The 26,167-nt window shown below is 52.8% G+C and carries 26 protein-coding genes, 1 tRNA gene and 1 other RNA gene; 21 read left to right on the top strand and 7 right to left on the bottom strand.

Translation table 11 applies throughout. The features are described 5' to 3' along the window. Positions 1-173 precede the first annotated feature (173 nt). On the bottom strand, positions 174-797 hold the full coding sequence (gene dsbA / locus OGY17_RS15655; protein ID WP_008784313.1) for a thiol:disulfide interchange protein DsbA: 624 nt from the start codon (positions 795-797) through the stop codon (positions 174-176). Between the two features lie 396 nt (positions 798-1,193). Between dsbA and OGY17_RS15650 the strand changes: the two genes are divergently transcribed. The 8 genes from OGY17_RS15650 to agp all read left to right on the top strand — a co-directional run bounded on the left by OGY17_RS15650 (position 1,194) and on the right by agp (position 8,072). Then, on the top strand, positions 1,194-1,598 hold the full coding sequence (locus OGY17_RS15650; protein WP_286607756.1) for a VOC family protein: 405 nt from the start codon (positions 1,194-1,196) through the stop codon (positions 1,596-1,598). A gap of 70 nt (positions 1,599-1,668) precedes the next feature. Continuing rightward, on the top strand, positions 1,669-2,031 hold the full coding sequence (locus OGY17_RS15645) for a hypothetical protein (RefSeq protein ID WP_048235678.1): 363 nt from the start codon (positions 1,669-1,671) through the stop codon (positions 2,029-2,031). Between the two features lie 48 nt (positions 2,032-2,079). Then, on the top strand, positions 2,080-3,960 hold the full coding sequence (locus OGY17_RS15640; protein WP_286607754.1) for a cytochrome c biogenesis protein CcdA: 1,881 nt from the start codon (positions 2,080-2,082) through the stop codon (positions 3,958-3,960). After that, positions 3,957-4,580, top strand: a complete 624-nt coding sequence (locus OGY17_RS15635) for a DsbA family protein (RefSeq protein ID WP_048235676.1) — start codon at positions 3,957-3,959, stop codon at positions 4,578-4,580. The genes OGY17_RS15640 and OGY17_RS15635 overlap by 4 nt, the downstream gene beginning before the upstream one ends. After that, positions 4,570-5,076, top strand: a complete 507-nt coding sequence (locus OGY17_RS15630; protein ID WP_048235675.1) for a protein disulfide oxidoreductase — start codon at positions 4,570-4,572, stop codon at positions 5,074-5,076. The genes OGY17_RS15635 and OGY17_RS15630 overlap by 11 nt, the downstream gene beginning before the upstream one ends. 134 nt (positions 5,077-5,210) lie before the next feature. Further along, entirely contained in the window at positions 5,211-5,966 is a 756-nt protein-coding gene (locus OGY17_RS15625) for a sulfite exporter TauE/SafE family protein (protein ID WP_286607751.1), read from the top strand. A gap of 69 nt (positions 5,967-6,035) precedes the next feature. Beyond that, a complete protein-coding gene (locus OGY17_RS15620) occupies positions 6,036-6,743 on the top strand; it encodes an ArsR/SmtB family transcription factor (protein WP_079934905.1) in 708 nt (235 codons plus the stop codon). A gap of 87 nt (positions 6,744-6,830) precedes the next feature. Further along, complete coding sequence (gene agp / locus OGY17_RS15615) at positions 6,831-8,072, top strand: bifunctional glucose-1-phosphatase/inositol phosphatase (protein WP_204557593.1); 1,242 nt, start codon at positions 6,831-6,833, stop codon at positions 8,070-8,072. A gap of 37 nt (positions 8,073-8,109) precedes the next feature. Here agp and OGY17_RS15610 read toward each other — a convergent pair whose 3' ends face one another. Both OGY17_RS15610 and wrbA read right to left on the bottom strand, forming a co-directional pair. Further along, positions 8,110-8,337, bottom strand: a complete 228-nt coding sequence (locus OGY17_RS15610) for a YccJ family protein (RefSeq protein ID WP_003036015.1) — start codon at positions 8,335-8,337, stop codon at positions 8,110-8,112. Between the two features lie 20 nt (positions 8,338-8,357). Continuing rightward, positions 8,358-8,954: an NAD(P)H:quinone oxidoreductase gene (wrbA, locus tag OGY17_RS15605; RefSeq protein WP_003832057.1), complete on the bottom strand. Its 597-nt coding sequence runs from the start codon at positions 8,952-8,954 to the stop codon at positions 8,358-8,360. A gap of 386 nt (positions 8,955-9,340) precedes the next feature. Between wrbA and OGY17_RS15600 the strand changes: the two genes are divergently transcribed. From OGY17_RS15600 to rutR, 3 genes are all read left to right on the top strand, one after another. Then, complete coding sequence (locus OGY17_RS15600) at positions 9,341-9,514, top strand: con-10 family general stress protein (RefSeq protein WP_003036022.1); 174 nt, start codon at positions 9,341-9,343, stop codon at positions 9,512-9,514. Positions 9,515-9,675: 161 nt separating this feature from the next. Continuing rightward, positions 9,676-10,590 (top strand): DMT family transporter, encoded by a 915-nt coding sequence (locus OGY17_RS15595; RefSeq protein ID WP_003832060.1) that lies wholly within the window; start codon positions 9,676-9,678, stop codon positions 10,588-10,590. A gap of 58 nt (positions 10,591-10,648) precedes the next feature. Continuing rightward, positions 10,649-11,287, top strand: a complete 639-nt coding sequence (rutR, locus tag OGY17_RS15590; protein WP_003036026.1) for an HTH-type transcriptional regulator RutR — start codon at positions 10,649-10,651, stop codon at positions 11,285-11,287. Here rutR and OGY17_RS15585 read toward each other — a convergent pair. Together OGY17_RS15585 and putA are read right to left on the bottom strand one after the other, a co-directional pair. Beyond that, positions 11,284-11,679 carry a lysozyme inhibitor LprI family protein gene (locus OGY17_RS15585; protein WP_032936250.1) on the bottom strand — a complete coding sequence of 132 codons (396 nt, stop codon included), beginning with the start codon at positions 11,677-11,679 and terminating at the stop codon, positions 11,284-11,286. The two genes, rutR and OGY17_RS15585, sit on opposite strands and share 4 nt — an antisense overlap. Positions 11,680-11,738: 59 nt before the next feature. Beyond that, positions 11,739-15,701, bottom strand: coding sequence for a trifunctional transcriptional regulator/proline dehydrogenase/L-glutamate gamma-semialdehyde dehydrogenase (putA, locus tag OGY17_RS15580; RefSeq protein ID WP_079934903.1), 3,963 nt, complete (start codon positions 15,699-15,701; stop codon positions 11,739-11,741). A 422-nt stretch (positions 15,702-16,123) separates the two neighbouring features. Between putA and putP the strand changes: the two genes are divergently transcribed. The 6 genes from putP (at position 16,124) to phoH (ending at position 22,465) form a co-directional block, all read left to right on the top strand. After that, on the top strand, positions 16,124-17,632 hold the full coding sequence (gene putP / locus OGY17_RS15575) for a sodium/proline symporter PutP (RefSeq protein ID WP_125363398.1): 1,509 nt from the start codon (positions 16,124-16,126) through the stop codon (positions 17,630-17,632). 213 nt (positions 17,633-17,845) lie between these two features. Next, positions 17,846-18,679 (top strand): iron uptake transporter permease EfeU, encoded by an 834-nt coding sequence (gene efeU / locus OGY17_RS15570; RefSeq protein ID WP_032942940.1) that lies wholly within the window; start codon positions 17,846-17,848, stop codon positions 18,677-18,679. Positions 18,680-18,737: 58 nt separating this feature from the next. Beyond that, positions 18,738-19,865 (top strand): iron uptake system protein EfeO, encoded by a 1,128-nt coding sequence (gene efeO / locus OGY17_RS15565; protein WP_003832073.1) that lies wholly within the window; start codon positions 18,738-18,740, stop codon positions 19,863-19,865. Positions 19,866-19,870: 5 nt separating this feature from the next. Next, positions 19,871-21,154 carry an iron uptake transporter deferrochelatase/peroxidase subunit gene (gene efeB / locus OGY17_RS15560; RefSeq protein ID WP_008784328.1) on the top strand — a complete coding sequence of 428 codons (1,284 nt, stop codon included), beginning with the start codon at positions 19,871-19,873 and terminating at the stop codon, positions 21,152-21,154. A 247-nt stretch (positions 21,155-21,401) separates the two neighbouring features. Next, entirely contained in the window at positions 21,402-21,698 is a 297-nt protein-coding gene (locus OGY17_RS15555) for a hypothetical protein (RefSeq protein ID WP_172111178.1), read from the top strand. Then, complete coding sequence (gene phoH / locus OGY17_RS15550) at positions 21,677-22,465, top strand: phosphate starvation-inducible protein PhoH (protein WP_003832078.1); 789 nt, start codon at positions 21,677-21,679, stop codon at positions 22,463-22,465. Before OGY17_RS15555 ends, phoH begins: the two co-directional genes overlap by 22 nt. Before the next feature lie 144 nt (positions 22,466-22,609). Here the strand turns inward: phoH and OGY17_RS15545 are convergent. Then, a non-coding RNA gene (locus OGY17_RS15545) (RtT sRNA) lies at positions 22,610-22,745 on the bottom strand. A gap of 44 nt (positions 22,746-22,789) precedes the next feature. Next, positions 22,790-22,877: transfer RNA gene (locus tag OGY17_RS15540), tRNA-Ser, on the bottom strand. A 236-nt stretch (positions 22,878-23,113) separates the two neighbouring features. Between OGY17_RS15540 and ghrA the strand changes: the two genes are divergently transcribed. The 4 genes from ghrA (at position 23,114) to OGY17_RS15520 (ending at position 26,161) form a co-directional block, all read left to right on the top strand. Continuing rightward, the gene (ghrA, locus tag OGY17_RS15535; RefSeq protein WP_057067489.1) at positions 23,114-24,052 is read left to right on the top strand and encodes a glyoxylate/hydroxypyruvate reductase GhrA; all 939 of its coding nucleotides are present in this window, start codon (positions 23,114-23,116) and stop codon (positions 24,050-24,052) included. Between the two features lie 209 nt (positions 24,053-24,261). Then, positions 24,262-24,999: a phosphatase gene (locus tag OGY17_RS15530; RefSeq protein WP_008784332.1), complete on the top strand. Its 738-nt coding sequence runs from the start codon at positions 24,262-24,264 to the stop codon at positions 24,997-24,999. 23 nt (positions 25,000-25,022) lie between these two features. After that, positions 25,023-25,577 carry a TorD/DmsD family molecular chaperone gene (locus tag OGY17_RS15525; protein ID WP_003832084.1) on the top strand — a complete coding sequence of 185 codons (555 nt, stop codon included), beginning with the start codon at positions 25,023-25,025 and terminating at the stop codon, positions 25,575-25,577. Between the two features lie 101 nt (positions 25,578-25,678). Beyond that, positions 25,679-26,161, top strand: coding sequence for a DUF1097 domain-containing protein (locus OGY17_RS15520; RefSeq protein ID WP_032934412.1), 483 nt, complete (start codon positions 25,679-25,681; stop codon positions 26,159-26,161). The last annotated feature ends 6 nt before the right edge of the window (positions 26,162-26,167 follow it).

Here is a 26,167-nt window from a genome sequence, read left to right as displayed (position 1 = left end):
AGGTGAACCCTGACAACAGGTATCACCGCTAAGTTTAGGGTAATCCTGATAACGGCGAATGCCAACCGGGAAGGGAGGATATTGCGATAAACGATGCAGGCATTGCACCACCAACAGCGCAGTTGAGGTTATGGCATCTGTTGTGTGGTGCGAAAAATGAGATTAGCTAAACATCAGGATTTGCTTATCAGGAAGCGGACCGTATCAGCATAGTTTTGCACGAATGCATTAAGATCATCTGACTTCAGTCCTTTTGGATTGATCATATATTTTCCGTTGATAAAAATGGCGGGCACACCGGTTAAATCAACTGCCTTCGCCATTTCTTGCTGCTTAGCGGTCAGTGATTTCACGGCAAAGCTATTCCATGCCGCATCATAATCACTGGCGCTGACGCCCGCGCTGATAAATACGTTACGAATATCGTCCGCTGTTTTAACGGTTTGTTTTTTCTGAACGGCATCAAAAAGCAACGGCTTAACTTTATCTTGTACGTTCAACAGCATGGCGACGGACCAGGCGTGGGTCATGTCTTGCCCCAGCGGACCTAAAAAGTCGACGTGGTATTCGGTGAGTTTGACATCTGCAGGCAATACTTTTTTCACGTTATCAGTGATTTCAAAAACTTCATCGTACTGATAACAGGAAGGGCAATAGAATGAGAAAAACTTCAGTGCGGCTGGAGCGGAAGCGACAGGTTTTTCCAGTGAGATATACTCTTTGCCGTCGGTAAATGATGCTGCCTGAGCGCTAACTGTAAAAAGTAACCCAATCAGGGGTAATAAATATTTTTTCATTTCCATATACTCTAAATAACATTTAATAAACAAATTATCTGCTAATGAATACGTTATTCATTGCATCTGAATATAATAAGGAAATTCTCTGGAAATGCGCTGACCCTTACTTTCATTTACGCATCAGTACGTGGTGGGCATTATCCGTGTGCTGTCATGGAAATATCTTTCGGCATTCTTCGTAAATAGTGAATGATAACTTGCGTGATATTTTCAGGGGTGTTTTTAGCAATGTTATAGTGTAATAAATAAAGGCGGGAATATGATTAATTATCATTTCGTTTTTAAAGCGTGAATTGCAGGTTGTTGCGTTAAGTTCTGCAAATAACTCCGTAGATTTTCTTTTTCTTGTCGCGCGTGAATGAATAGGGTAAGTGTCAGAGATGAGCAACCCAAATGGATATCGCTATGATCGACCACCTGGATCACCTGGTACTAACCACCAATCATGAAGAGGCTTGCGTACGTTTCTATGTCGAGCTTTTAGGCATGAGGCTGGAAACCTTCGCGCAAGGTCGGAAAGCCTTCGTCTTTGGCAATCAGAAAATCAATCTCCACATTCGGGGAAAAGAGTTTGAACCCAAAGCCTACGCGCCAACGCCGGGGGCGCTGGATTTATGTTTAATCACCACGCGTACGCTGGAAGAGGTGATGGGGACGTTTCAAACCCACGGGGTCGAGATTATTGAAGGGCCCGTTGCACGTACCGGTGCGACAGGACCTATTCGCTCGGTGTATGTCAGGGATCCCGATCTCAATCTGATTGAAATCGCGGTATATCCAGCAGATGGCAGGACATAACTTTACAGCGTAAAGGTTGCCAAAACCTGGCGAGTGGTTAAGATAACTCGCATCAATGAGTGAGGGTATAATGGCGAAACGTCAACGGATGGGATGGTGGTTCCTCTGTCTGGCATGTGTTGTGGTGATGGTTTGCACCGCACAACGCATGGCGGGCCTGCACGCGTTGCAGATGGACACCGCCGTTACAAGCGTTGTCGCCAGCGCACAAGTGCAGACCGCTGAGGCCTCACCCGTTACCCCTTGTGAACTGAGTGCGAAATCATTACTGGCTGCGCCACCAGTACTGTTTGAAGGTGCTATTCTGGTGCTGTGCCTGCTGCTGTCGTTGCTGGCGCCAGTGCGGGCGTTTCGTCTACCTTTTTTCCCACCGCGAGCCATCTCGCCGCCCACTCTCCGGGTGCATCTCCGATTTTGCGTCTTCCGTGAATGACAGAACAGCAGTTGCTGACTGTTAGATAATTATTCACGGAGAAAAACTATGATGACTGTTTTCAGACAGGCGCTGCTCTGTCTGTTATTGCTATGGCTGCCCGTATCCTGGGCGGCTGAACCCGGCTGGCTGCGTTCACCCGATAACGATCACGCCAGCGTGCGGTTACGCGCTGATACGTCCGCAGGCGGAGAAACCCGTCTGTTGCTGGATGTCAAACTGGAGGACGGCTGGAAAACCTACTGGCGTTCTCCAGGCGAGGGGGGCGTTGCGCCTGCTATCGCCTGGAAAGGGGAAATGCCCGCGGTCGACTGGTTCTGGCCAACCCCTGCTCGTTTTGAGGTCGCCAATATCACTACTCAGGGGTATCACGATAAGGTGACGTTCCCGATGGTGGTGCGCGGTAGAGCGCCCGCCATGCTTAGCGGCGTTTTGACGCTATCCACCTGTAGCAACGTTTGCCTGTTGACGGATTTTCCTTTTTCCGTGAAGCCCACAGCCCAGGACCCGACTTTTGCACATGACTATGCTCAGGCGATGGGACAGATCCCACTTGCCAGCGGCCTGACCGATGTTCTGAGCGCTGGCGCACGGGCGGGAGAGTTAGTCGTCGAGGCTCGCCGTGCGGGAGGCTGGACTGAACCAGGGCTATATCTGGATGCTGTTGATGATGCGGATTTTGGCATGCCGCAAATTCATGTTGAGGGGGATACGTTACGCGCTACGGTACCTGTACATGACGGTTGGGGAGAAGGCGCGCCGGATCTGCGTGGTAAGTCAGTCACGCTGGTGCTGGCAGATAACGGTGTTGCCCAGGAGAGTCGTCTTGCGATTGGCGAAGCCCCGGTTGTTGAGAACGCCTCACTCCCACTGTGGCAAGTGGTGCTCATGGCACTGCTGGGTGGTTTTATCCTCAATCTGATGCCTTGTGTGTTACCGGTTCTGGGCATGAAGCTGGGCTCTATTTTGCTGGTCGAGGAAAAAAGTCGTCGCCAGATCCGTCGTCAGTTCCTCGCATCGGTAGCCGGAATACTGGTCTCGTTTATGGCTCTGGCGCTATTGATGACGGTGCTGCGTTTAACCAATCAAGCCCTTGGCTGGGGGATCCAGTTTCAGAATCCGTGGTTCATTGGCGTCATGGTATTGGTGATGCTGACATTTAGCGCCAGCCTGTTCGGGTGGTTTGAATTCCGACTCCCTTCTGCGATGACCACCACGCTGGCGACTCACGGCGGCAACGGACTGTCGGGACATTTCTGGCAAGGTGCATTTGCGACACTGCTTGCCACGCCGTGCAGTGCCCCGTTTCTGGGAACGGCGGTGGCGGTAGCATTGACTGCTTCGCTGCCGACGTTGTGGGGATTGTTTATCGCACTTGGGCTAGGGATGAGCTTACCGTGGCTGCTGGTGGCCCTGCGTCCCGGTCTGGCGCTGCGTTTGCCGCGGCCAGGGCGGTGGATGAATATTTTGCGGCGTCTGCTTGGCGTGATGATGCTGGGTTCGGCTATCTGGCTTGCGACGTTGTTGCTCCCACACTTAGGGGTTAGCGGACAAAGTAGCGCTAAAGAAAGCGTGAACTGGCAACCGCTAAGCGAGCAGGCGATTGAGGATGCGCTGGCGCAACATAAGCGCGTGTTCATTGACGTCACAGCCGACTGGTGCATCACCTGTAAGGTAAACAAATACAACGTGTTGCATAAAGAAGACGTACAGGCCGCATTGCAACAGCCGGATGTGGTGGCGCTGCGCGGCGACTGGACACTCCCTTCTGAAGCTATTACCGAATTTCTAAAAAAACGCGGCCAGGTTGCTGTGCCGTATAACCAAATTTATGGCCCCGGTCTGCCGGATGGCCAGGCGTTACCCACGTTGTTAACCCGCGATGCGGTACTGCAAACGTTGAATGATGCCAAAGGAGTAACCCCATGAAAATGATGATTGTTCTGTTGTTAACCCTGTTTTCTGCCATCAGTATCGCGAAAGAGCCTGCGCCGTTTACCCCGGAACAGGAAAAGCAAATTGAAGCATTAATTCAGGAAGCCTTGTTTAACGATCCCAACAGCCCGCGGATTGGCGCGAAGCAGGCGAAACTGACCCTGATAAACTTCACCGATTACAACTGCCCATACTGCAAGCAGTTGGATCCAATGCTGGAAAAAATTGTGCAGAAATACCCTGACGTGGCGGTAGTGATTAAACCGTTGCCGTTTAAAGGTGAAAGTTCGGAACTGGCGGCGCGGACCGTGCTGACGACATGGCATGAGCATCCGCAACAGTCCCTGGCATTACATGAAAAATTGATGCAGAAGAAGGGCTACCATACCGACGTCAGTATCAAACAGGCGCAGGAAAAAGCGGGGGCCAGTCCGGTGACGCTGGACGCCCAAAGTGCTGAAACGCTGAGCACTAACCTGCAACTGGCGCGACTGGTGGGGGTGCAGGGAACCCCGGCAACGATTATTGGTGATGAACTTATTCCCGGCGCGGTGCCGTGGGAAACCCTTGAGGAAGTGGTAAAAGAAAAACTGGCGGCGGCCAATGCTCAGTAAACTGCGCCGCTGGTTGCGCGAAGGGCTGATCTTACTGGCACTGTTGGCGGGGGCAATGCTGCTGATGGATGTCTGGCGCGCGCCGCAGCTCCCTGCCTCCTTTGACAGCACGCCTTTACAAACACTGGATGGTGAAACCGTCACGCTGGCGGCGCTCAGCAAAGACGAGCCGGTGTTGCTTTATTTCTGGGCGAGCTGGTGCGGCGTATGCCGCTTCACGACGCCGGAAGTCGCCAGGCTGCGTTCGGAAGGGGAAAATGTGATGACCATTGCGTTACGTTCCGGAAATGAAGCTGAGGTATCTCGCTGGCTGTCGCGTAAAGGCGTGGACTTTCCGGTCATCAATGATGCGAACGGGGCCATTTCCCGCAGTTGGGCAATCAGCGTCACGCCAACGCTGGTGGTGATGTCACAAGGTCGGGTAGTATCAACCACCAGCGGCTGGACCAGCTACTGGGGCATGAAACTTCGGTTGTGGTGGGCGAAAACGTTCTGATAAATGTGCCGGGGAAACCCGGCATTTTTTATGGCGTCGCCCTCCCCAGGAAGGCATATTTCGTTGCCTGACGAAGCAAACACGGTGATTAACGTCCAGAATCAGTCATCTTCTCTTTTCCAGGAAAGTGCAACATGACGAGTTCTTTAGCGTTTGGACCCGCCCTGGTGGTGATGATTGCCGCCACATTTGTCCTCGCCGGGATGGTGAAAGGCGTTACGGGTATGGGGTTACCCACCGTGGCTATGGGGATCCTCGGATCGCTTATTTCGCCAGTTGCCGCGGCGGCCATGCTGTTATTGCCTTCGCTGATAAGCAATTTGTTCCAGTTTGGCGGTGGTGGAAATACACGGCAATTACTCAAACGACTGTGGCCAATGCTGCTGACAGTAGTGGTGGCGACACTGCTTGCCAGCGCCTGGATTACCGGTGGTGACACCACCCGAACTCAGTTTGCACTCGGCGTAGCGCTGGTGGCCTACGCTATCTGGACGCTGGCGGGAAAGAAAATCGTGGTGGCCCCGCAGCGTGAAAAACCGTACTCCCTCGTTATTGGATTTGTGACCGGCTTATTGACCGGCGGAACCGGGGTGTTTGTGATGCCCGCCGTGCCCTGGATCCAGTCCCTCGGCTTTGAGAAAGATGAACTGGTGCAGGCGCTCGGGATCTCTTTTACCTTTTCGACCCTGGCATTGGCGCTGGGTCTGTGGTGGCACAACGCGCTGCCCATACAATCGCTAAGTTTGTCGGCTTTGGCCATTGTTCCTGCGCTGATTGGCCAATGGATAGGTACCCGTGTGCGAAGGGTTATTTCTCCGCTCGTGTTTAAACGCTGTTTTCTGTTTTGTCTGGTCGGGTTGGGTACAGAGATGATGCTGCGTGCTGTGTGATCGGTGCGGTGACTTTGCGCGACTTTCATGGCATCGTTAATTCAGATATTCAGGGCCAATGAGGTCGTTATGGCATCCGTGATATTACATGAAGAAGAGGGCGATCTGGAGTCGAAAATGGCACTCACTGCGGCAGTGATGGCCGATAAATCGCGCTCGCGTATGTTGTGCGCCCTAATGGATGGCTGCGCCTGGACTGCAACTGAGCTCAGCGCGGTGGCGGATATATCCGCGTCGACCGCCAGCGCGCATCTGGCGCGTCTGTGCGAACAACGTTTTGTTGTCGCGTTGGCGCAGGGCAGACATCGTTATTTTCGCCTTGCAGGTTCCGATATCGCTGAACTGCTGGAACGCCTGATGGGCGTTGCGTGGGCGACATCAACGCCCCGCAGAATCACTACACCGCCAGGTTTGCGCCATGCCCGCACCTGCTACGACCATCTCGCCGGAGAGGTTGCGGTGAGGTTGTTCGATACGCTGGTTTCCCGTCAGTGGTTAACGCCGGATGGTGAAACGCTGACTCCTCTTGGGCAGGAAAAGCTGGCACAGATGGGGATTGTCCTGGCGGCTGGCTCATCCCGGCGGAAGTTAACCTGCGGTTGTCTGGACTGGAGCGAACGACGTTATCATCCTGGTGGTGTGCTTGGCGCAACGCTGCTGCGCTGGTTCAGTGAACAGCGATGGATAAAAACCGAACAGGGCAGCCGTCATGTCATCTTCACACCTCTTGGCATTCGTAAACTCGAAACCGAGTTTGGTGTTAAAACGACACGCTAGATGGTCTGTTTTGCGAAAGCGTTCCCGGAAATATGTCATATTTCTGTCACACTCTGTTGTGATTGATAACAACAAGAGGTCGTAGGGATGAATAAATCGTTAATCGCCACAGCCGTGGCAGGGGCTGTCTTATTGTCAACCGCCGCGCAGGCGCAGACCGCGCCGGAAGGCTATCAGCTTCAGCAAGTATTGATGATGAGTCGGCATAACTTACGCGCACCTTTAGCCAATAATGGCAGCGTTCTTGAACAGTCCACCCCCAAACAATGGCCAGAATGGGATGTCCCCGGCGGACAACTCACTACCAAGGGCGGTGTGCTGGAAATCTATATGGGCCACTACATGCGAGAGTGGCTGGCAGAGCAGGGGATGGTGAAATCGGGCGAATGCCCGGCACCGAACACGGTCTATACCTATGCTAACAGCCTGCAGCGTACGGTCGCCACGGCGCAGTTCTTTGTTACCGGTGCTTTCCCTGGTTGCGATGTTCCGGTCCATCATCAGGAAAAAATGGGCACCATGGATCCCACCTTTAACCCGGTGATCACCGATGATTCCGCCGCCTTCAGCCAGCAGGCCGTTCAGGCCATGGAGAAAGAGCGCAGCAAAATGCAGCTCAACGATAGCTATCAGTTGCTTGAGCAAATGACCGACTACAAAGACTCTCCGTCCTGCAAAGATAAACAGCAGTGTTCCCTGACCTATGCCAAAGATACGTTTAGCGCGAAGTACCAGCAGGAGCCAGGCGTTTCGGGGCCGCTGAAGGTGGGAAATTCGCTGGTTGATGCCTTCACGCTGCAATATTACGAAGGCTTCCCGATGGACAAGGTTGCCTGGGGCGAGATTAAATCCGATCAGCAGTGGAAGGTTCTGTCGAAGCTGAAAAACGGCTATCAGGATAGCCTGTTCACCTCCCCGGAAGTGGCGCAGAACGTCGCCAAACCGCTGGTGAAATATATTGATAATGCGCTGGTTACTGAACGCACGAAAGCACCGAAAATAACCGTGCTGGTGGGGCATGATTCAAATATCGCTTCGTTGCTCACCGCGCTGGATTTTAAACCGTACCAGCTTCACGATCAGAACGAGCGTACGCCGATTGGCGGGAAGATTGTCTTCCAGCGCTGGCATGACAGCAATGCAAATCGTGATCTGATGAAAATCGAGTATGTGTATCAGAGCTCGCAGCAGTTGCGTAATGCAGACGTTCTGACGCTGAAATCCCCGGCGCAGCGCGTAACGCTGGAGCTGAAAGGATGTCCGATAGATGCGGATGGTTTTTGCCCGATAGATAAGTTCGATAGCGTGCTGAATGAGGCGGCTAAGTAAAAGAAAACTCCCCCGTGTTCGCGGGGGAGTCAGCGCGCTAGACGTTTTTGCGTTCGATAGTCTGTTCACCCCAAAAGAGCGAATCTTTGTCTGTTTTTTCAAAGGCTTTGATGAGTACCTCATCGCTACCTTCTTCCCAAATTTTTTCCGCCAGTTTCTCGTCATAATGTGCGACTTCAAAAATGGCTTCGGCTATTTCCGGCGATGTATTGCGCAGACTTGCCCATTCGCCGACGCGATGGGCTTTCGCTTCTTGAGTTGGCATTCGAATCCTCCTGTTGAAGATTAGCCGTTGAGTTTTACTGCCAGACCTGCGACATATTCACCCTGATAGCGGGCGATAGATAACTCTTCCTGACTTGGCTGGCGGGAGCCGTCGCCTCCGGCAATGGTGGTTGCACCGTAAGGGGTACCGCCGCGAACTTGAGAGACATCAAACAGCTCTTGCGCCGCGTAACCGATAGGTACAATCACCATCCCATGGTGGGCAAGCGTAGTCCAGGTTGATGTAATGGTTTGTTCCTGACCGCCGCCGGTTCCCGTTGAGCTGAATACGCTGGCGAGTTTGCCGTACAGGCCGCCAGAGGCCCACAGCCCGCCAGTCTGGTCGAGGAAGGTACGCATCTGACCGGACATATTGCCAAAGCGCGTGGGGGTACCAAAAATGATGGCGTCGTAATCAGCCAGTTCTTGCGGGGTTGCGACTGGTGCGTTTTGTGTTTTGCCGCCAGCCTTAAGGAAAATCTCGGGCTGCATGGTCTCTGGTACACGCTTAATAATCACTTCCGCGCCATCTACCTTATTTGCGCCTTCTGCGACTGCGTGGGCCATAGTTTCAATGTGTCCGTACATGGAATAATAAAGCACCAGAACTTTTGCCATTTTACACTACTCCTCGAGTTAACCGTGTCCGTAGCGATTCGCTACCTACCTTTAAAGATATGACGTACTGTCAGGAGTGCAAATTTCACAATCACTTCTTTGATTTATAACAATTTTTATAACAACCTTCTTTGTAGCAAAATGATACATATTTAACCGGGTAGAATTCGGTAGTCATAAGAAAGACTTATTGATTTCTTATGGTGATTATTTCTTTGTCACTCCTGATCCTGTTGCAGGATATTACAGTTAGCGTCTGCCCTGGCCACACTTCACTATGCTTATTCCCACGCAGTTATTTTCAGGGCCTCGCCCGTAACGCTGCGTGAGGTATCACTCCTCAGTACCTATGCAATATGATGTCTAATCAATGACGGAGGTCAGTAATGGCAAACCATCGGGGCGGTTCCGGCAACTTTGCGGAAGACCGCGAAAGAGCATCAGAAGCAGGTCGAAAAGGTGGCCAGCACAGCGGGGGCAACTTCAAGAATGACCCGCAACGCGCTTCAGAGGCAGGCAAAAAAGGGGGCAAAAATAGTCACGGCAACAACAAATCGTAATTGTCGGGCTATCTGTCAGATATGTCGTGACGGCTGAGAGTCAGAGACAGACGTTACGTAGCCACCGCCGCCGGGTCTTTCCGGCGGTTTTTTTTGTCTGCAAGGTTGAACTGTAACAAAACGCAACGCAGACTAATGACATTCAGTTAATCGGGTGTCTCATGTCATTACTTTCTCGTTATTCCTTCTCTGTTAAACCTCAGGAAGCGATCCTCATTGTGATCACCATGTTCTGGGGTGGCACGTTTTTGGCGGTGCAATATGCCGTTACCCTGAGCGGCCCTTTTTTCTTTGTCGGTGTGCGTTTTGCCACTGCCGCGCTGGCGGTCGCGCTTTTGTCATTACACACACTGCATAAGCTGACGTGGCTGGAAGTCAAAGCAGGGGTTGCAATAGGTATCGCAATTGCGCTGGGTTATAGTCTGCAAACCTGGGGGTTACAGTTTATTCCCAGCAGTAAATCGGCGTTTATTACCGCGATGTACGTACCGTTGGTGCCGCTTTTACAATGGTTGTGTCTGGGACGCATGCCAGGTCTGATGCCGTGCGTCGGCATTGTGCTGGCCTTTATCGGATTGATATTTCTTGCCGGACCGGGAGGCAATTTACTGGCTTTAGGCGAAGGCGAGTGGATCACGCTCGCCGGTGCGGTGGCGATTGCGGCAGAAATTATCCTGATTAGCGCGTGGGCGGGAAAAGTGGATGTACGTCGGGTAACGGTAGTGCAACTGGCAACCGCTTCGATAGTGGCGTTTATGGCGATGGGACCGGCCGGAGAGACCGTACCACCAATGTCTACCGGATTGCTGGTGGTGGCGCTGGGGCTGGGTATTTTTAGCGCGATTATTCAGGTCACCATGAACTGGGCGCAGCGCAGCGTTTCGCCGACGCGCGCGACGGTTATTTATACCGGTGAACCGGTGTGGGCGGGGATCTTTGGCCGTCTGGCGGGTGAACGCTTACCGCTACTTGCATTGCTTGGTGCGGCATTCATTATTGTTGGCGTACTGGTCAGCGAGCTGAAGTTCAAAAAGAAAAAAGCGCTTGGACAAGAGGCGCCGCCGGAATCGCTTTAATTTAACCATTCACCGTGTGATTTGGTATGCTGACGCCCTCACAAGAAGGAGAGGGCGCATGGTCCAACGCGCAGAGAAAAAAACAGGTAAGCGCTCGCAGGCCGTCAGTGCAAAACGCCAGGCTATCTTAACCGCGGCATTAAATATCTTCTCCCAATATGGGATCCACGGCACGCGCCTGGAGCAGGTGGCAGAGCAGGCGGGCGTGTCAAAAACCAATCTACTTTATTACTACCCGTCAAAAGAGGTGCTTTATATCGCCGTTTTACGGCAGATCCTCGACATCTGGCTGGCTCCATTGAAAGCTTTTCGCGAAGACTTTGCGCCGCTGGTGGCCATTAAAGAATACATTCGCCTTAAGCTGGAAGTGTCGCGCGATTACCCTCAGGCCTCACGGCTGTTTTGTATGGAGATGCTGGCCGGAGCGCCTTTATTGATGGCAGAACTGGAAGGGGATCTCAAAACGCTAATTGATGAGAAATCCGCGCTGATTGCCGGTTGGATCAAAAGCGGAAAACTGGCTCCGGTCGATCCGCATCATCTGATTTTTATGATTTGGGCTTCAACTCAGCACTACGCCGATTTTGCCCCACAGGTAGAGGCGGTGACGGGTGCAACGCTGCGTGATGAAGCCTTTTTTAACCAAACGGTGGAGAGCGTACAGCGGATGATTATTGAAGGGATCCGCGTGCGTTAACTGGCCGGCGGTAACGGGCAGCTTAAATCGCCTTCTTCACACTGCAAAAGTGAGGCGAGAAACGCTTCGCGCTCGTTGGTCTTATCCGTCAGGCACTGGCTGGAAATCATCGCCTGAACGCTACCGCCTTCAGTGCCAGAACTGATTAACGCACAGTCCGCATCGCGCAAAGTTATCCAGGATATTTGCGCTTTTTTCAGTAAATCGCGCTGGGTTGGGGCGGCGCGCTTCAGCGCATTCTGATAAGTTTCATTAAGTTTGGCGTCGGCCGCCTTATACTGCTCTGCCGCACAGGTGTTCATCTCAATCTGCGTGTTCGCGTTGGCGCAGTCATCCGCCAGCGCCTGGCCGCTAAGCAGCAGCGCTGCACATGTCAGTACGATTCGTTTCATGCTTCCCTCTGGCTTCATAAAAAAAGGCCCCGTTACCGGAGCCTTAATTAACCACAACCTTAGCCGATTGTCATCAGGCTGGCGTTTCCCCCAGCAGCGGCGGTATTGACGCTCAGGGAGCGCTCAATATACAACCTTTCCAGTAGGATATTGCTTTCGCCGCGGGCAAAGCCCTGGACCGACACAATCGCCCCTTCGCGGGCCGCCACCGCTTCACACAGTGCGCGAAGCTGATCGGAATCACCGTGGAAAATAACCGCATCAAACGGCTGCGTAGTGATGTTGTCCGCTTTGGCAAACTGGATGCGCCCGGAAACTACTGCTGGCAGGCGTTTTGCCAGGTCGCGATGGAATGTATCATCTGGCCACAGGATTAAGCTACCAACGGAAGTTACAGCGGCAACCTGTACCAGCGCATCCTGTTCATCATCGGCGATACACAGCACGCGTTCGCGCGGCAACAGCGTCCAGGTATTGCGCTCGCCGGTGGGTCCTGGCAGCAGGCGTTGCGTTCCGGCCTGCGCCAGTTCACCAAACTGTTGGCAGAGCGCACGCAGTGCTGGACGATCGGTTGCCCATTCGCTAAGCGCTTCCAGCGGCTGAACGAGCGCCGTTTTAAGCTGTGCATCGACAGGGTATTCGGCATCCTGACGGGCAAGCGTAATGCCTAACGCATTTTCCGGACGGTTTGCCAGCAGGCGGTACAGATACAGCGGTCCACCCGCTTTTGGCCCGGTTCCTGACAAGCCTTCGCCACCGAATGGCTGCACTCCGACGACGGCGCCGACCATATTGCGGTTAACGTACAGGTTACCCACATGTGCCGAACCCGTGACCTGGGCGATGGTTTCATCGATACGGGTGTGCACGCCCAGCGTCAGGCCGTAGCCGGAGGCATTAATTTGCTCAATCAGGCTGCCCAGATTGTTGCGGGTGTAACGCACAACGTGCAGTACTGGACCGAACACCTCTTTTTGCAATTCGTCGAAGCTTTCCAGCTCGATAAGCGTCGGCGCGATAAAGGTACCGGTTTGCCATTCACGCGCATCGTCGCTGTTTTCGCGCGCGGCCTGGAACACCGGACGCCCTTTGGCGCGCATGGCCTGAATATGGCGCTCAATATTGGCTTTGGCTTCTTCATCGATTACCGGTCCAATATCGGTGGTCAGGCGGCCCGGGTTACCCATGCGGCATTCCGCCATTGCGCCACGCAGCATTTTCAGCGTATGGTCGGCGACATCGTCCTGCAGACACAGGACGCGAAGCGCGGAGCAGCGCTGTCCGGCGCTGTCAAAGGCAGAAGCCAGAACGTCGACCACGACCTGTTCCGTTAACGCAGAAGAGTCGACGATCATGGCGTTCATCCCGCCGGTTTCGGCGATAAGCGGGATTGGACGCCCCTGAGCATCAAGGCGGGTCGCGATATTACGTTGCAACAGCGTGGCGACTTCCGTTGAGCCGGTAAACATGACGCCGCGTACGCGCTCATCGGAAGTGAGCTGTGCCCCGACCGTTTCACCTTGACCAGGCAACAGTTGCACCACGCCTGGCGGCACGCCTGCTTCGAGTAAAATGGCAATACCCTGGGCGGCAATCAGCGGAGTTTGTTCCGCGGGTTTTGCCAACACGCTGTTGCCCGCCGCCAGCGCAGCGGCAATCTGCCCGGTGAAAATGGCCAGCGGGAAGTTCCAGGGGCTGATACAGACCACCGGCCCTAACGGACGATGGGTTTCATTATCGAAGTCATCGCGGACCTGACCGGCATAATAGTGCAGGAAGTCTACCGCTTCGCGCACTTCCGCAATGGCGTTGCTGAAAGTTTTTCCCGCTTCGCGCACCAGAATGCCAATTAACTGCTGCATCTGGCCTTCCATCAGAACGGCGGCGCGATGCAAAATAGCGGCGCGCTCTTGTGGCGGTGTGGCGAACCAGATCGGCGCGTTATTTACCGCGTTCTGCAATGCCTGTTCCACTTCGCTGTGAGTCGCTTCACGCACGTAACCGACAATGTCTTTCGGTTCGGCCGGGTTGACGACTGGGGTCATTTCACCGTCAGCAACCGGATGTTCGAGCATCGGTTTAGCGTGCCATTTTTGCAGCGCGCTGTTGAGCAGGGCGGAGGACAGTGAGGCCAGACGATGTTCGTTCGCTAAATCCAGTCCGCCTGAGTTTTCGCGGCCTTTACCGTACAGGTCACGCGGCAGGGCAATCTTCGGATGTGGCAGACCAGCCTGGCCTTCCTGCTGCGCCAGTTTTTCAACGGCTTCGACCGGATCGGCGACCAGTTCATCCAGCGGCAGGGTAGTGTCTGCAATGCGGTTGACGAACGATGTGTTGGCGCCGTTTTCCAGCAGACGACGCACCAGGTATGCCAGCAGCGTTTCATGCGTGCCTACCGGTGCATAAATGCGGCATGGACGATTCAGTTTGCCATCGGCAACTTTACCGGTGACCTGCTCATACAGCGGTTCGCCCATACCGTGCAGGCACTGGAACTCGTACTGACCCGGATAGTAGTTTTGACCGGCCAACTGATAAATCGCCGCCAGCGTATGGGCGTTGTGGGTGGCGAACTGCGGGTAGATCAGATTCGGCACCGCAAGCAGTTTTTTCGCACAGGCCAGATAGGAAACGTCGGTGTAGACCTTACGGGTATAGACCGGATAACCTTCCAGACCGTCCATTTGTGCACGTTTGATTTCGCTATCCCAGTAGGCGCCCTTAACCAGACGGATCATCAGGCGACGGCGGCTGCGCGTGGCGAGGTCAATCAGATAGTCGATAACATACGGGCAGCGCTTCTGGTAGGCCTGAATAACAAAGCCGATACCGTTCCAGCCCGCCAGTTCAGGTTCAAAGCACAGTTTTTCCAGCAGATCGAGGGAGATCTCCAGTCGGTCGGCCTCTTCAGCATCGATATTGATACCGATGTCGTACTGGCGGGCCAGCAGAGTAAGCGACTTCAGACGCGGATAGAGTTCATCCATCACGCGGTCATACTGCGCGCGGCTATAACGCGGATGCAGCGCTGACAGCTTGATAGAAATGCCCGGCCCTTCATAGATGCCGCGGCCGTTAGAGGCTTTACCAATGGCGTGGATTGCCTGTTGGTACGAAACCATATAAGCCTGGGCATCGGCGGCAGTCAGAGCTGCTTCACCCAGCATGTCGTAAGAGTAGCGGAAACCTTTTTCTTCCAGTTTACGCGCGTTAGCCAGCGCTTCGGCGATAGTCTCTCCGGTGACGAACTGCTCGCCCATCAGGCGCATTGCCATGTCGACGCCTTTACGCACCAGTGGTTCACCGCTCTTGCCGATAATACGGTTGAGTGAGCGTGAGAGGCTGGCTTCATTATGCGTAGAAACCAGACGACCGGTAAACAACAGCCCCCAGGTCGCCGCGTTGACGAACAGAGACGGGCTGCGTCCAATGTGCGACTGCCAGTTGCCGTTGCTGATTTTGTCGCGGATTAACGCATCGCGGGTTGCCTTATCAGGAATACGCAGCAGGGCTTCGGCCAGGCACATCAGCGCGACCCCTTCCTGCGAAGAAAGTGAGAATTCCTGCAATAAACCTTGTACCATCCCGGCGCGGCCGCTGGCGGTCTTCTGGTTACGCAGTTTGTCGGCCAGATCGTACGCCAGCTTGTGCGCTTGCTCCGCGATGGGTTGCGGCAGACGAGCCTGCTCCATCAGCATCGGCACAGCATCGGTTTCGGCTCGGCGGTACGCGGCGGTGATTGCTGCGCGGGAAACTGACTGCGGCAGGATCTGTTCGGCAAATTCCAGGAAAGGCTGATGCGCTTCATTCTGCGGCGTGGTTGACTCCTCACCCTCATTCGCGGCACCCGCCAGCAGGGCCGGCAGTTCAGGAAGCGCGTCGTCATTTTCCAGTCTTTCGAGATAATTAAAGATGGCTTGCTTGATCAGCCAATGTGGCGTGCGATCGATTCGTGATGCTGCTGTTTTAATACGCTCGCGAGTGGCGTCATCCAGTTTAACCCCCATCGTGGTGGTTCCCATGCCGTTTACTCCTGTTGTACTGAAATACGGGTCTGATAGTTACCGAGAAATATCCACTATGTTGCAACTTTGTGCAACCGTGTTAAATGTGACTTGGTTTGCAAGCTTGGAAATGAATGAAATGTTAATGAATATGAGTTTTATGATGTGGGCTGTAAAAATTACAGAATCTTTTTCTCTGCGGTAGTTAACACTTTTAAAAGGTGCAACCGAAAAAAATGTGAGAGAGTGCAACCTACAGAAAAATGCTATCTACTCTGGATCAAATTTGATGTAAATGGTGTGTTAAATCGATTGTGAATAACCATCGCTTCCGGCAGGATACGGTCGCCCTGGTCAACATAGATATCTTTGCCACGTTCCGGCAGGGTAATAAAACGGCAAGCCACGGCATTGCTGATACATAATTTTGGAGAGTTTTGATGGCTATTAGCACACCGATGTTAGTGACATTCTGTGTCTATATTTTCGGCATGATATTGATAGGGTTTATTGCATGGCGTTCAACCAAAAACTTTGACGATTACATTCTGGGTGGACGCAGTCTGGGTCCATTCGTGACCGCGTTATCCGCCGGGGCATCTGACATGAGCGGCTGGTTGCTGATGGGTCTGCCTGGCGCGATTTTCCTGTCGGGGATTTCAGAAAGCTGGATCGCCATCGGCCTTATTTTGGGCGCCTGGATCAACTGGAAGCTGGTGGCCGGACGTTTACGCGTACACACCGAATACAATAACAATGCGCTGACGTTACCGGATTACTTTACCGGTCGCTTTGAAGATAAAAGCCGAATTCTGCGTATTATCTCCGCGCTGGTTATTCTGCTGTTTTTCACCATCTATTGTGCTTCCGGTATTGTGGCAGGGGCACGTCTGTTTGAAAGCACCTTTGGTATGAGCTACGAAACAGCACTGTGGGCGGGCGCGGCCGCGACGATCATTTATACCTTTATTGGTGGTTTCCTGGCGGTTAGCTGGACCGATACCGTCCAGGCCAGCCTGATGATCTTTGCTTTGATCCTGACGCCGGTGATGGTAGTCATTGGCGTGGGTGGATTCGACGATTCGCTGGAAGTGATTAAACAAAAGAGCATTGAGAACGTGGACATGTTCAAAGGGCTGAATTTTGTTGCCATCATTTCCCTGATGGGCTGGGGTCTGGGCTACTTTGGTCAGCCGCATATTCTGGCGCGCTTTATGGCTGCAGATTCCCACCATAGCATCGTTCATGCTCGCCGCATCAGCATGGCCTGGATGATTCTGTGTCTGGCAGGTGCTGTGGCCGTGGGCTTCTTTGGTATTGCTTACTTTAACAACAACCCACAGCTTGCCGGTGCCGTTAACCAGAACGCCGAGCGTGTGTTTATTGAACTGGCGCAAATCCTGTTCAACCCGTGGATTGCCGGTATCCTGCTGTCTGCGATCCTCGCTGCGGTTATGTCGACCCTGAGCTGCCAGCTGCTGGTGTGCTCCAGCGCAATCACCGAAGATTTGTACAAAGCGTTCCTGCGTAAAAATGCCAGCCAGAAAGAGTTGGTGTGGATTGGCCGCATCATGGTGTTGGTCGTGGCGCTGGTGTCTATCGCGCTGGCGGCGAACCCGGAGAACCGTGTACTTGGTCTGGTAAGCTACGCCTGGGCGGGCTTCGGCGCTGCGTTTGGTCCGGTAGTCCTGTTCTCCGTAATGTGGTCGCGTATGACCCGCAACGGTGCGCTGGCAGGGATGATCATCGGTGCGGTGACGGTAATCGTCTGGAAGCAGTTTGCCTGGTTGGGTCTGTATGAAATCATCCCGGGCTTTGTTTTCGGCAGCATCGGTATTGTGGCCTTCAGCCTGTTGGGTAAAGCGCCTTCAGCTGCTATGCAGCAACGTTTTGCCGAGGCTGATGCGCATTATCACTCAGCTCCGCCATCGCGTTTACAGGCAGAATAATCTGCCTCTGTCTTCAAGCCCGCCGCGTGCGGGCTTTTTTATTGCTTCCGTTGTAAACCTGCTATAACCATTACCCGCCTGGCCTTTTACATTCAGTCATCATTCTCAAAACATTCTGCTTGAGTTTTTCTTTGCTGTAATGATAATCACTATCACTGTAATTTACTTTTCTTTTCATCAATTGACTGAGAATAACGTTTAAGGGTTCTTCGCATGTTTGTTCCATTTCTAATTATGTTGCGCGAAGGGTTAGAGGCCGCGCTGATTGTCAGCCTGATTGCCAGCTACCTGAAACGGACTCAGCGTGGTCGATGGATTGGTGTGATGTGGATTGGTGTTCTGCTGGCGGCGGCGTTATGCCTGGCGTTAGGGATTTTCATCAACGAAACCACCGGTGAATTTCCGCAAAAGGAACAGGAGCTTTTTGAAGGCATCGTGGCGGTCATTGCCGTGGTGATCCTCACCTGGATGGTGTTCTGGATGCGTAAAGTTTCGCGCAACGTCAAAGTCCAGCTTGAACAGGCTGTCGATAACGCGTTGCAACGCGGCAACCATCACGGCTGGGCGCTGGTGATGATGGTCTTTTTTGCTGTTGCCCGTGAAGGGCTGGAGTCGGTGTTCTTTCTACTGGCAGCATTCCAGCAGGATGTAGGTATCTGGCCGCCGTTAGGCGCGATGCTGGGACTGGCTACCGCGGTGGTACTGGGTTACCTGATTTACCTCGGCGGTATTCGCCTCAACCTCGGGGCATTCTTTAAATGGACCAGCCTGTTCATTTTGCTGGTGGCTGCCGGTCTTGCCGCTGGGGCAATCCGCGCTTTCCACGAAGCCGGGTTGTGGAATCATTTTCAGGATGTGGCGTTTGACCTGAGCAGCGTGCTGTCGACGCATTCACTGTTTGGCACATTGATGGAAGGCATTTTCGGCTATCAGGAAGCGCCAAGCGTTAGTGAAGTCGCTGTCTGGTTTATCTACCTGATTCCGGCGTTGGTTATGTTTGCGTTACCGCCGCGTTCAGGCACTACGGCATCGCGTACCGCACCTTGATAAAAACGCGATGCAGAATACTTTTTAGTTACAACATACTTATTTATAGGGATAGGTTATGACGTTTAATTTTCGCCGTAGTGCGCTGCAGCTAGGTATCGCCGCGCTGTTTGCCTCCGCTTTTAATGCACAAGCTGCCGATATTCCGCAGGTGAAAGTCACGGTTAACGACAAACAATGTGAACCGATGACTATCACGGTTAATGCCGGGAAAACGCAGTTCATCATCCAGAACCATAGCCAGAAAGCGCTGGAGTGGGAGATCCTCAAAGGCGTTATGGTGGTTGAAGAGCGCGAAAACATTGCACCAGGCTTTAGCCAGAAAATGACCGCTAACCTCCAGCCTGGCGAATATGATATGACCTGCGGTCTGTTGACTAACCCGAAAGGCAAACTGATCGTAAAAGGTAGCGCAACGGCGGATGCCGCGCAAAGCGATGCTCTGCTGAGTCTGAGCGGCGCGATTACCGAATACAAAGCCTATGTGACAGCCGAAACCGCGCAGTTGGTTGCGGGCACTAAAGCCTTTACCGATGCGATTAAAGCAGGCGATCTGGAAAAAGCGAAATCGCTGTATGCGCCAACCCGTCAGCATTATGAGCGTATTGAACCGATTGCTGAACTGTTCTCCGATCTCGACGGCAGCATCGATGCGCGGGAAGATGATTACGAACAAAAAGCCGCCGATCCTAAATTCACCGGCTTCCACCGCCTGGAGAAAGCGCTGTTTGGCGACAATACCACCAAAGGTATGGATAAGTACGCCGACCAATTAAACAGCGATGTTCTTGACCTGCAAACGCGTATTAGCGAGCTGGCTTTCCCACCGTCTAAAGTTGTTGGCGGGGCAGCAGGACTGATTGAAGAAGTTGCTGCCAGCAAAATCAGTGGGGAAGAAGATCGCTATAGCCATACCGATCTGTGGGATTTCCAGGCTAACGTCGATGGTGCGCAGAAAATTGTCGATCTCTTGCGTCCTCAGTTGCAAAAATCCAATGCTGAACTGCTTGCGAAGGTGGATGCGAACTTCAAAAAGGTCGATACCATTCTGAGCAAGTACCGTACCAAAGACGGCTTTGAAACCTATGACAAACTGACTGATGCCGATCGTAATGCACTGAAAGGGCCAATCACGACGCTGGCGGAAGATTTGTCGCAATTACGCGGTGTTCTGGGTCTGGATTAAGCACTATGCAGCAAGATAATGAAAACGGCGTGAGCGAACCGTCACGCCGACGTTTACTGAAAGGGATGGGCGCCCTGGGTGGGGCGCTGGCGCTGGCGGGTGGGTGTCCGGTTGCCCACGCGCAAAAACCACAAAGCGCGCCGGGCACGTTGTCTCCGGATGCACGTAGTGAAGCGCAGCCGTTTTATGGTCAGCATCAGGCGGGGATCCTGACGCCGCAGCAGGCATCAATGATGCTGGTGGCGTTCGATGTTCTCGCCAGCGATAAGGCCGATCTTGAGCGTTTATTCCGGTTGCTGACCAGCCGATTTGCGTTTCTGACCACCGGTGGACCGGCGCCGGATACGCCGAATCCGCGTCTCCCCCCTATGGATTCAGGTATCCTCGGCGCATACATTGCGCCAGACAACCTGACGATGACGTTGTCAGTCGGCTCCTCGCTGTTTGATGAACGCTATGGACTGAAATCGCAGATGCCGAAAAAGCTGCAAAAAATGACCCGTTTCCCGAATGATTCGCTGGATGCGGCGCTGTGCCATGGCGATGTGCTGCTGCAGATTTGTGCCAACACCCAGGACACCGTCATCCACGCGTTGCGCGATATCATTAAACATACGCCCGATCTCCTTAGCGTGCGCTGGAAACGTGAAGGTTTTATTTCCGACCACGCCGCACGTAGTAAAGGCAAAGAGACCCCGGTCAATTTGCTTGGCTTTAAAGACGGCACCGCGAATCCGGACGCTACGGATGCGAAGTTGATGCAAGACGTGGTGTGGGTTACGGACGGTCAGGGCGAGCCTGCCTGGGCGCAAGGCGGAAGCTATCAGGCCGTCAGGCTCATTCAGTTTCGCGTTGAGTTCTGGGATCGTACGCCGCTGAAAGAGCAGCAAACGATTTTTGGTCGCGATAAACACACCGGCGCACCGCTGGGTATGCAGCATGAGCATGATGTGCCTGACTATGCCAGCGATCCTGAAGGCGAGGTGATTGCGCTCGACAGCCATATCCGTCTCGCAAATCCGCGTACGAAAGAGACCGACTCCAGCCTGATGATGCGTCGTGGCTACAGTTATTCGCTCGGTGTGACTAATTCCGGTCAGCTGGATATGGGGCTGTTGTTTGTCTGCTATCAACACGATCTGGAAAAAGGTTTTTTGACAGTGCAGAAACGTCTGAACGGTGAAGCGCTGGAAGAATATGTCAAACCGATTGGTGGGGGATATTTCTTTGCTTTGCCGGGTGTTAAAACTGCAGATAATTATCTGGGACAGTCTCTGCTTGAAGCCTGATGATTATGCCCCGCAGTACAGCGGGGTTTTTCCTGACATCTTGATGAAGGAACAAACTATTTTTTATGATCGGTATGCGACTGAAATAATTCTGTCATCTTTCTGCAAGAGACTGTCTCTGGTGATAAGATAGAATTTAAGTTAACAACAAGTAAAAATATTGTTGCATTAGCGAAAGGTTATGATGTACTTATAAGTAATAGCGGTAGTTCCCGGCGGTGATTGTCATTCACTATGGAGATCGCGAATGGAAAAGTCCTGTATTGGACACGTTTTTCACAGTAACAGCAGTACCTTACGCGGACGTTTCTCTTCCGGTAGCCTCCTCGTCACCGCTAAATCTCTCTCTCATTCACTTCTTATCTTCGCAACTGACGCCCTGTACGGTGCGCGTAGCTGTGCGTGGCGTCTTATCCGAAAGCAAGCAATGGCTTACAAGGAAGCCAACCCTCAGATGTTCGTGCGCATAATCGTGCCGCCAACGGCGCGTGTGATGTATACCTACAACTCAAGGTGCTATCCATGGGAAGACAAAAAGCAGTGATCAAAGCTCGTCGTGAAGCAAAACGTGTGCTGAGGCGGGATTCGCGTAGCCATAAGCAACGTGAAGATGAATCGGTCACCTCGCTTGTGCAGATGGGCGGCGTAGAAGCGATTGGTATGGCGCGTGACAGTCGCGACGCCTCGCCAATCACGGCGCGGAATGAAGCTCAGGCGCACTACCTGAATGCTATCGAGAGTAAACAGCTGATCTTCGCCACCGGTGAAGCCGGGTGTGGTAAAACCTGGATCAGCGCGGCAAAAGCAGCAGAGGCCCTGATCCATAAAGATGTGGACAGGATCATTGTAACCCGTCCAGTTCTGCAAGCTGATGAAGACCTCGGCTTCTTACCTGGAGATGTTTCCGAGAAGTTTGCTCCCTATTTTCGCCCCGTGTATGACGTGCTTGTCAAACGGCTGGGAGCCTCCTTCATGCAATATTGCCTGCGACCTGAGATTGGTAAGGTGGAAATCGCGCCGTTCGCCTATATGCGTGGACGTACATTTGAAAATGCAGTGGTCATTCTTGACGAGGCTCAGAACGTCACTGCTGCGCAAATGAAGATGTTTTTGACCCGCCTCGGGGAGAATGTGACGGTGATTGTGAATGGGGATGTGACCCAGTGCGATCTACCAGCCCACGTTCGCTCAGGGCTTAGCGATGCGCTGGCCCGTTTCGAAGAAGATGAGATGGTTGGGATTGTTCGTTTCAATAAAGACGATTGCGTCCGCTCTGCGCTCTGTCAGCGGACGCTCAACGCTTACAACTGATAAGTACTCTGTCTTCAAGGCCCGGGAAACCGGGCTTTGTTGTTTGACGTTAACACATGACCGGTCGGGGCTTCTCATCCCCCTCGTAGATGTGCAACATGCGAAAAAAAAGCCCGTACTTGCGTACGAGCTCTTCTTAAAATATGGCGGTGAGGGGGGATTGACTCGCTTTGCTCGCCCTTCGGGCAGCCCACTCACTCCGTTCGCGGTCTGTCCAGCTGGCTGCGCCAGCAGTCGAACCCCGGTCGGGGTTTCTCATCCCCCCGTAGATGTGCAACATGCGAAAAAAAAGCCCGTACTTGCGTACGAGCTCTTCTTAAAATATGGCGGTGAGGGGGGGATTCGAACCCCCGATACGTTGCCGTATACACACTTTCCAGGCGTGCTCCTTCAGCCACTCGGACACCTCACCATATTGTTGTTCCTGTGCTACCGGAACGGGCGCTAATGTAGGGGAAACACCGCCCCGCCGTCAATCAACTTTTTGAAAAAAATGTGCATTTACACAAACTTCAAGCAACATGGAGCATAAATAAGCGGGAATTGTTTTTTTTGCCAGCACCCTAAAATTTGCTACTCTGATGTTCCCTCGAAAAATGATGATAATAAGTGCGAGAAAGTTCCGCACAACAATGTTCAGGAGACAATATGGATATAATTTTCTATCACCCAACATTCGATACGACCTGGTGGATTAATGCGTTGGCAAAGGCAATACCTGGTGCGAACGTACGTGAGTGGAAAGCGGGTGATAATGCACATGCTGACTATGCGCTGGTCTGGCATCCGCCGGTTGAAATGCTCGCAGGACGAAAATTAAAAGCCGTATTTGCGCTGGGAGCGGGTGTCGATTCTATTCTCAGTAAACTCAATGCTCATCCGGAAATGTTGGATGCGTCGATCCCGCTTTTCCGTCTGGAAGATACGGGTATGGGCCTGCAAATGCAGGAATATGCTGTCAGTCAGGTGCTGCACTGGTTTCGTCGCTTTGATGATTATCAAGCATTGAAAAATCAGGCGAAATGGCAGCCGTTGCCAGAATATACTCGCGAGGAGTTTACCGTCGGGATCATGGGGGCTGGGGTATTGGGCGCAAAAGTTGCCGAAAGCCTGCAGGCATGGGGATTCCCACTGCGCTGCTGGAGTCGTACGCGTAAATCCTGGTCTGGCGTGGAAAGCTTCGCCGGTACTGAGGAACTGGGCGCGTTTTTGAGTCAAACTCGCGTGCTGATCAACCTTCTGCCTAATACGGCAGAAACCGTAGGCATTATTAACGCTGATTTACTTAGCCAATTGCAGGATGGCGCCTACGTGCTGAACCTTGCACGCGGTGTTCATCTCAATGAAGACGATCTTCTGGCATCGCTGGAAAGCGGCAAGGTGAAGGGGGCCATGCTGGATGTTTATAGTCGTGAACCGCTGCCAGAAAACAGCCCATTATGGAAACATCCGCGTGTGGCGATGACGCCACATATTGCCGCAGTTACCCGTCCGGCAGAAGCGGTGGACTATATCTCCCGCACGATTATGAACCTGGAGAGCGGGCAAGTCGTAACAGGTCAGGTCAATCGCGTTCGGGGATATTGATGGTAACCCGGCAAGTACCGGGTTTCAGCTAAAATACCCGTCATACTTCAAGCTGCATGTGCGTTGGCTACGGTTGTTCACCTGAATCACCTACGTAAGTAAGTGATTCAGGTATCACTCCCTTGCCACCTGCCTGCGACTCGAATTTTAGGGTATTAATGGCGGCGATACCTGCTATCCTTGACGGAAAATGACTACAGGAGAGAGTTATGTATCCCGTTGACCTGCATATGCATACCGTCGCCAGCACCCACGCCTACAGCACCTTAAGTGATTACATCGCGGAAGCTCGTCGCAAAGGCATCAAGCTATTTGCCATTACCGATCATGGACCGGACATGGCGGATGCGCCTCACCACTGGCACTTTATCAATATGCGTATTTGGCCACGTGTCGTGGATGGCGTGGGGATCCTGCGCGGAATAGAAGCCAATATTAAGAATATTGAAGGTGAAATTGACTGTTCAGGTCCGATGTTTACCTCCCTGGACCTCATTATTGCGGGCTTCCATGAGCCGGTTTTTGCACCTCACGATAAAGACACCAATACCCAGGCAATGATAGCTACGATGGCCAGCGGTAATGTGCACATCATAAGTCATCCGGGAAATCCCAAATATCCTGTTGATATTAAAGCAATTGCGCAGGCGGCGGCAAAGTACCAGGTTGCACTGGAAATCAATAACTCTTCGTTTTTGCATTCGCGTAAGGGCAGTGAGGATAATTGCCGTGCGGTTGCTGCGGCTGTGCGTGATGCTGGTGGATGGGTGGCGTTAGGGTCGGATTCACATACCGCTTTCACGCTGGGAGAATTTGGCGAATGCCGTAAAATCCTGGATGATGTTAATTTCCCTGAAGACAGAATTTTAAACGTCACACCTAAACGTCTATTGGCGTTTCTGGAATCGCGAGGCATGGAGCCGATCGCGGAATTTGCTGAACTGTAATTGTTACTAACTGGAATATATCAATGAACGAGTTTTCTATCCTGTGTCGTGTACTGGGCTCGCTGTTTTACCGCCAACCGCAGGACCCTTTACTGGTTCCCCTGTTTACCCTGATTAGTGAAGGTAAACTGTCCGCCAACTGGCCGCTGGAACAGGACGAACTGCTCACCCGTTTACAGAAGAGCTGCGATATGCCCCAGTTGGCTGCAGATTACAACGCGCTGTTTGTCGGTGACGAGTGTGCAGTGCCGCCTTATCGTAGTGCCTGGGTAGAAGGGGCGAAAGAATCCGATGTTCGTGCATTTCTTTCAGCCCGGGGCATGCCGCTTGCTGATACACCGGCAGATCACATTGGTACGCTGTTGCTGGCGGCTTCATGGCTTGAGGACCAGTCTGCGGAAGATGAAAGTGAGGCGCTTGAAACCTTGTTTGTAGACTACTTGCTGCCCTGGTGCGGTACGTTCCTTGGTAAAGTTGAAGCGCACGCGAACACGCCTTTCTGGCGTACGATAGCACCGCTGACGCGTGATGCCATTGGTGCGATGTGGGACGAATTGCAGGAAGATACAGACGAATAAATGTGATGTACGTCACTTAAAAGTGCAACTCAATTTATAAGCTTGCATAAATTGTGTGCGCGATCTCATTACCATGCCGTTTTTCTGCTAAGATGCGCGGCATGAACATACTTCTCTCAATTGCAATCACAACGGGCATTCTCTCCGGGATCTGGGGATGGGTGGCCGTTTCTCTTGGTTTACTCAGTTGGGCTGGCTTTCTGGGTTGCACGGCTTATTTCGCCTGCCCGCAAGGTGGGTTAAAAGGACTGTGGATCTCGGCGTGTACGCTGCTAAGCGGTGTGGTGTGGGCGTTGGTGATTATTAACGGTAGTGCGCTTGCTCCGCATATGGACATTATTGGTTATGTCATGACAGGAATTGTCGCGTTTCTGATGTGTATCCAGGCAAAGCAATGGCTGCTTTCATTTGTACCGGGCACGTTCATTGGCGCATGTGCAACATTTGCAGGGCAGGGCGACTGGCGACTGGTTGTACCGTCACTGGCACTGGGCCTCGTATTCGGCTATGCAATGAAAAACAGTGGTCTGTGGCTGGCATCTCGCCGTGAAAATAGAATATCGTCGACGCTGACCAGTAAATAAAAAAGC

Origin of the sequence: Citrobacter sp. Cpo126, assembly GCF_030332445.1 — a bacterium.
GTDB lineage: Bacteria > Pseudomonadota > Gammaproteobacteria > Enterobacterales > Enterobacteriaceae > Citrobacter > Citrobacter portucalensis.
This window is presented reverse-complemented; position numbering and strand designations above follow the sequence as displayed.

Bases quoted from the DNA above. Each gene is read 5' to 3' on its own strand.
- dsbA (WP_008784313.1), bottom strand. From the start codon at position 797: ATGAAAAAATATTTATTACCCCTGATTGGGTTACTTTTTACAGTTAGC.
- OGY17_RS15650 (WP_286607756.1), top strand. From the start codon at position 1,194: ATGGATATCGCTATGATCGACCACCTGGATCACCTGGTACTAACCACC.
- OGY17_RS15645 (WP_048235678.1), top strand. From the start codon at position 1,669: ATGGCGAAACGTCAACGGATGGGATGGTGGTTCCTCTGTCTGGCATGT.
- OGY17_RS15640 (WP_286607754.1), top strand. From the start codon at position 2,080: ATGATGACTGTTTTCAGACAGGCGCTGCTCTGTCTGTTATTGCTATGG.
- OGY17_RS15635 (WP_048235676.1), top strand. From the start codon at position 3,957: ATGAAAATGATGATTGTTCTGTTGTTAACCCTGTTTTCTGCCATCAGT.
- OGY17_RS15630 (WP_048235675.1), top strand. From the start codon at position 4,570: ATGCTCAGTAAACTGCGCCGCTGGTTGCGCGAAGGGCTGATCTTACTG.
- OGY17_RS15625 (WP_286607751.1), top strand. From the start codon at position 5,211: ATGACGAGTTCTTTAGCGTTTGGACCCGCCCTGGTGGTGATGATTGCC.
- OGY17_RS15620 (WP_079934905.1), top strand. From the start codon at position 6,036: ATGGCATCCGTGATATTACATGAAGAAGAGGGCGATCTGGAGTCGAAA.
- agp (WP_204557593.1), top strand. From the start codon at position 6,831: ATGAATAAATCGTTAATCGCCACAGCCGTGGCAGGGGCTGTCTTATTG.
- OGY17_RS15610 (WP_003036015.1), bottom strand. From the start codon at position 8,337: ATGCCAACTCAAGAAGCGAAAGCCCATCGCGTCGGCGAATGGGCAAGT.
- wrbA (WP_003832057.1), bottom strand. From the start codon at position 8,954: ATGGCAAAAGTTCTGGTGCTTTATTATTCCATGTACGGACACATTGAA.
- OGY17_RS15600 (WP_003036022.1), top strand. From the start codon at position 9,341: ATGGCAAACCATCGGGGCGGTTCCGGCAACTTTGCGGAAGACCGCGAA.
- OGY17_RS15595 (WP_003832060.1), top strand. From the start codon at position 9,676: ATGTCATTACTTTCTCGTTATTCCTTCTCTGTTAAACCTCAGGAAGCG.
- rutR (WP_003036026.1), top strand. From the start codon at position 10,649: ATGGTCCAACGCGCAGAGAAAAAAACAGGTAAGCGCTCGCAGGCCGTC.
- OGY17_RS15585 (WP_032936250.1), bottom strand. From the start codon at position 11,679: ATGAAACGAATCGTACTGACATGTGCAGCGCTGCTGCTTAGCGGCCAG.
- putA (WP_079934903.1), bottom strand. From the start codon at position 15,701: ATGGGAACCACCACGATGGGGGTTAAACTGGATGACGCCACTCGCGAG.
- putP (WP_125363398.1), top strand. From the start codon at position 16,124: ATGGCTATTAGCACACCGATGTTAGTGACATTCTGTGTCTATATTTTC.
- efeU (WP_032942940.1), top strand. From the start codon at position 17,846: ATGTTTGTTCCATTTCTAATTATGTTGCGCGAAGGGTTAGAGGCCGCG.
- efeO (WP_003832073.1), top strand. From the start codon at position 18,738: ATGACGTTTAATTTTCGCCGTAGTGCGCTGCAGCTAGGTATCGCCGCG.
- efeB (WP_008784328.1), top strand. From the start codon at position 19,871: ATGCAGCAAGATAATGAAAACGGCGTGAGCGAACCGTCACGCCGACGT.
- OGY17_RS15555 (WP_172111178.1), top strand. From the start codon at position 21,402: ATGGAAAAGTCCTGTATTGGACACGTTTTTCACAGTAACAGCAGTACC.
- phoH (WP_003832078.1), top strand. From the start codon at position 21,677: ATGGGAAGACAAAAAGCAGTGATCAAAGCTCGTCGTGAAGCAAAACGT.
- ghrA (WP_057067489.1), top strand. From the start codon at position 23,114: ATGGATATAATTTTCTATCACCCAACATTCGATACGACCTGGTGGATT.
- OGY17_RS15530 (WP_008784332.1), top strand. From the start codon at position 24,262: ATGTATCCCGTTGACCTGCATATGCATACCGTCGCCAGCACCCACGCC.
- OGY17_RS15525 (WP_003832084.1), top strand. From the start codon at position 25,023: ATGAACGAGTTTTCTATCCTGTGTCGTGTACTGGGCTCGCTGTTTTAC.
- OGY17_RS15520 (WP_032934412.1), top strand. From the start codon at position 25,679: ATGAACATACTTCTCTCAATTGCAATCACAACGGGCATTCTCTCCGGG.